We start from the raw sequence: 3,726 nt of genomic DNA, 5'->3' as shown, positions 1-3,726 counted from the left end.
TAATATCTCTGAAATTCCTACTCATGTCAAATCACCCTTAAACACTTGATATTACTGATATTTTAGCATGTTTCATGTGATTTTGGGGAATGCTGTAAGAAAGGCTAAATCCGACAGACTGCTAGAATAGAACTATTTTTGCAAAAGACGATAACTAAAGTGGACCCTAAATCCGCAGGTTCGTTCCCCAAGAGAAGAGACAGGTCCCCGGGCGGGGAAGTGAACCCTTTTCGTTTCCCCGTCCCTATGGTTTTTTCTCCTTTTCGGGCGGTTGAAGCTCTTTTTCCCGTTTTGTGGATAACCTGGATTCCCGCCCACTCATAACGAGTCTGGAGGTGAGACACCCAGCGCAGCATAGATTTGTTTCTGTTTCTCCAAAACTTCGCCGACCTGCAGCTTTTGTCCCGGATGTTCAAAGCATTCGATCACATCGAGCGTGTCCAGGACACCCTGCAGGGTGTAGTCCCTGAACAGCCCTGTATCCTGCATCCGCTTTTTTATGCAGGACAGGTAGATCAGGGCCACGAACTCGACGAACAGCTTCCCCTCGAGGCTCTGTTCGGAGGAGACAAGGGTGCGCCTCATGTTGAGCCGTTCCTTGAGGTTGCCGAAGGCCTTCTCGACCAGGTCCTTGTTGCGGTAGAGCTCAAGGGCGGTAGGGGCGTCCATGGTCTCGTTGGTGAGCAGGGCGAAGAAACCGAACAGCTCTTTCTCTTTGGCCACAACATCCTCCCTGACGGTGACTTTGATTCCACGTTTCGGAGCGGTCCTGATATCGAAGTACCTGCTGTACCCGGTCTCGTGCTCCGGAACCCTTTTGCCCGACTCGAGTTCGTTCCTGAGGGCGATCAGCCGGCGGTCGAAGGCCTCCTCCTCCTCGGCCGCCCTGTCGATGTTGCAGTAGTAGTGCACGTAGATACGCCTCGGCTCCGAGACAGTATCCCCTGTGTACGGACGGTATTGCCTGTAGTTCCATTCGGCCTGCACCGTATGGCAGTAGAGCTCGTATTTGTCGTTGAAGCGGTCGTAGGAACGGATCTGCCCGTATATGGGTTCCAGATTCTGCCTGACGAAGGACAGGGACATCTTCCCCGCGATCAGGAACTTGACATGCTCCCTGAAGAGGGCGTTGAGGTTGTCCTCACTGTAGAACCCTCTGTCCATGACCAGCTTGACCTTGGAGTAGCCGAGGACGTCCAGCTCCGACAGAAGAAGCTTGACCGTCTTCACGTCGGGGATGTTCCCGGCCATCTTGCGGTAGTAGAAGGGAAGCCCGGAGCTTTCGCCGAAGACAAGGGCCAGGTTCAACCGGGGCAGACGGTCGTTCTCCTTGTTGTTGCCGTAGAGAACCTGCCTGAGGCACTCGGAGCAGCTTGATATGGAGGTGATGTCATAAGCCCGGAACTCGTTCTCCAAACGGCGCCTCCCCTGAAGCTTGAAGAACTCGTTCTTCCCTTCTTCCGTGATGGACGCGAAGAGCTCGCTGCTGCGCCGGGAGGTGATGCTGTCCCCGCAGGGGTGTTTGTGCAGGGAGCCCCACTTCTCGAACCGGTAGAGGGGATTCTTGTCCTCCAGAATCAGGTAATAGGCTATGGACAGGATCTGCCTGAAGGTCTTAGGGAAGCACCTCTTCAGGTCCTCGGTGATGCCCAGCTGTTCCCCGATGGCATCGAAGAGCCAGGTCGCACCGTAGAAGAGCCTCGCGGTCCGGGTGGCCGGAACGGGGCCGGGTTTGACAGCTGTCTCCCCGGCTCTTTTCTTTCGGCCCCTGCCGTCGGTGGGACTGATCTCGCCTGTTTTTTCATCGACTCGGCCGATCAGGGTCCGCTTCGCCCGTGACTGCTTTTTCCCCTTGTCCCAGTAGGAGACCGATTCGTAGGCGTAGGTGATCCCGGAGCGCTTGTCCTTCTGGAAGACGATGCTTGCCATAGCCCCACCTCATCGTTACGTATATATTAAGACATAACGAGAAGCACGTCAAGTGCTTTTGTTGTCAAAGTTCGATTACTGCTGGGTTTTTTGCGGTTAATCCGGCGTACTCGTTAGGTGTGGCCGGGAATCCTGGGGGTAAACTCCATATGCACGGAAGATGTCCCTTGACACGTGTGTCACGACTGCCGTGCGAGTATGTGCTCTTACACTGCCTTCCCGCTATGTGCTTGATGTTGTTGACCACCCCGTCGTGGGAAAGAAAGGCCCATGCCCGAGGAAAGTTCTCGAAGGGAGGCCTTTCCCGCCTGGGCGTCTACTTCAATAGTCATGAGGGCGGCACCGTTGCTCATGGCCGCTGGCAGGGGCATGAGTCCCATCAGGGATGCAAAACCAGCAGGTTCAGCCCATACTGAGCTGCCGCAGAAAAACGCTCCCCACCTCCTGTTTCTCCGGCTTCTTGCTTACCCGGTTGCCCTCGTAGGAATCTGAAAATGTGATTCATTTGAAAAAAAATTTGCAGAAAAATGGCTTGCATGATAGTATCCTTTCAAACATTGCGGAGGTAAGGGATTGTGGAGGATTTCAGGGAAAAAATTCGTGCCTACTTCAGAAAGAATACTATTTCCAAGGCCAAAAGAACGGTTGCCAACTTTTTTGTCAGTTCTCCCGAGGAAGCCGCTTTCCTGAACCTGGGCGAACTTGCGGAACGTATCGGTGTCAGCCCGGCGACGATAAGCAGGACTTCTGTTGAGATGGGGTTCAATGGATATCCGGATCTTCAGGAGCAGATACGGTCGAAGTTGAAAATAGGCATAACCCCTGTTGAACGGCTCAAAGAAACTCCGGTCGACGAAAACACGCCGATCTGGACAAGTTCCATTTTAAGGGATCAGGAATCTCTCAATACCTTGTTGTCCCTGAATTCCGGGGAAAAATTTCAAAAAGCCGTTGAGTTGTTTGCCTCTGCTCCCAATGTGTATTCTCTGGCTCTCCGCAGTTCCTATCCGCTCACTTTTTTCTTTAACCTGCTGTTGTTTCAGATTCGCCCGAATGTGCACCATATTTCTATCGATGACGGGCAGCTGACGGAAAGTGTGTTCGATATCGGAGGGAATGACGTTCTGTTTGTTGTTTCCCTTCCAAGATATACGATGTTTGTCCTTGAAGTGACGGAGAAGATCCGAAGAACCGGCTGCCGGGTTATTTCAATCACGGACAGTGAATTGTCCCCGCTGGCGATTGCTTCCGATATTGCTTTTTTCTGTCGTTATGAATCCGTGAGCTTTTTTAACTCGAATATTGCAGCGGAGGCGATCATTAATGCACTTCTGGCCGGAGTTCTTCAGCACCTGGGGCAGGATGGGGTAAAACGCCTCGAAAAGCACAGCAATGCAATGAAAGAGTGGTCATCAAGATTCTCCCTGGGAGAGCAGGGTTATCTTTATGGCCAATGAAACTGATTCCGTATTAAATGAATTCTTTGGGGTTCATTGTTTGTTGAGGACATAGACGGCGCGAAAGGAGTGATAGACAGAAAAGAAAGCGGAGGCAGTTGAGTGGGAAGAGGCAGAAATCCGGAAGACCGTTTTTCTCGAAAGTAATGTAGGATGAATCACACTTTTTGGGGGAGGTAAGGCATGATGAAAAAAATGACCGGTTTGATGATACTCCTGTGCGCTTCTTTTCTGATCTTCTCTTCTGTGCCAAGTTACGCCGAGTGGCCGGCGGATCAGCATATAACAATGATCGTTGCCTATTCGCCGGGCGGCTCAACGGATATCATGGCCAGGCTTG

Annotated in this window: 2 protein-coding genes; one reads left to right on the top strand and one right to left on the bottom strand. The window is 52.1% G+C overall.

The annotated features are described in order from the left end of the window. Positions 1–318: 318 nt before the first annotated feature. Positions 319–1,929, bottom strand: a complete 1,611-nt coding sequence (locus JMJ95_RS13820; RefSeq protein ID WP_290686525.1) for an IS1634 family transposase — start codon at positions 1,927–1,929, stop codon at positions 319–321. Between the two features lie 575 nt (positions 1,930–2,504). On the opposite strand from JMJ95_RS13820, the gene JMJ95_RS13815 reads away from it, so the two are divergent. Continuing rightward, positions 2,505–3,386 carry a MurR/RpiR family transcriptional regulator gene (locus JMJ95_RS13815; protein ID WP_290686522.1) on the top strand — a complete coding sequence of 294 codons (882 nt, stop codon included), beginning with the start codon at positions 2,505–2,507 and terminating at the stop codon, positions 3,384–3,386. The last annotated feature ends 340 nt before the right edge of the window (positions 3,387–3,726 follow it).

It is taken from the genome of Aminivibrio sp. (assembly GCF_016756745.1).
In the GTDB taxonomy this organism is placed as follows: Bacteria; Synergistota; Synergistia; order Synergistales; family Aminobacteriaceae; genus Aminivibrio.
This window is presented reverse-complemented; position numbering and strand designations above follow the sequence as displayed.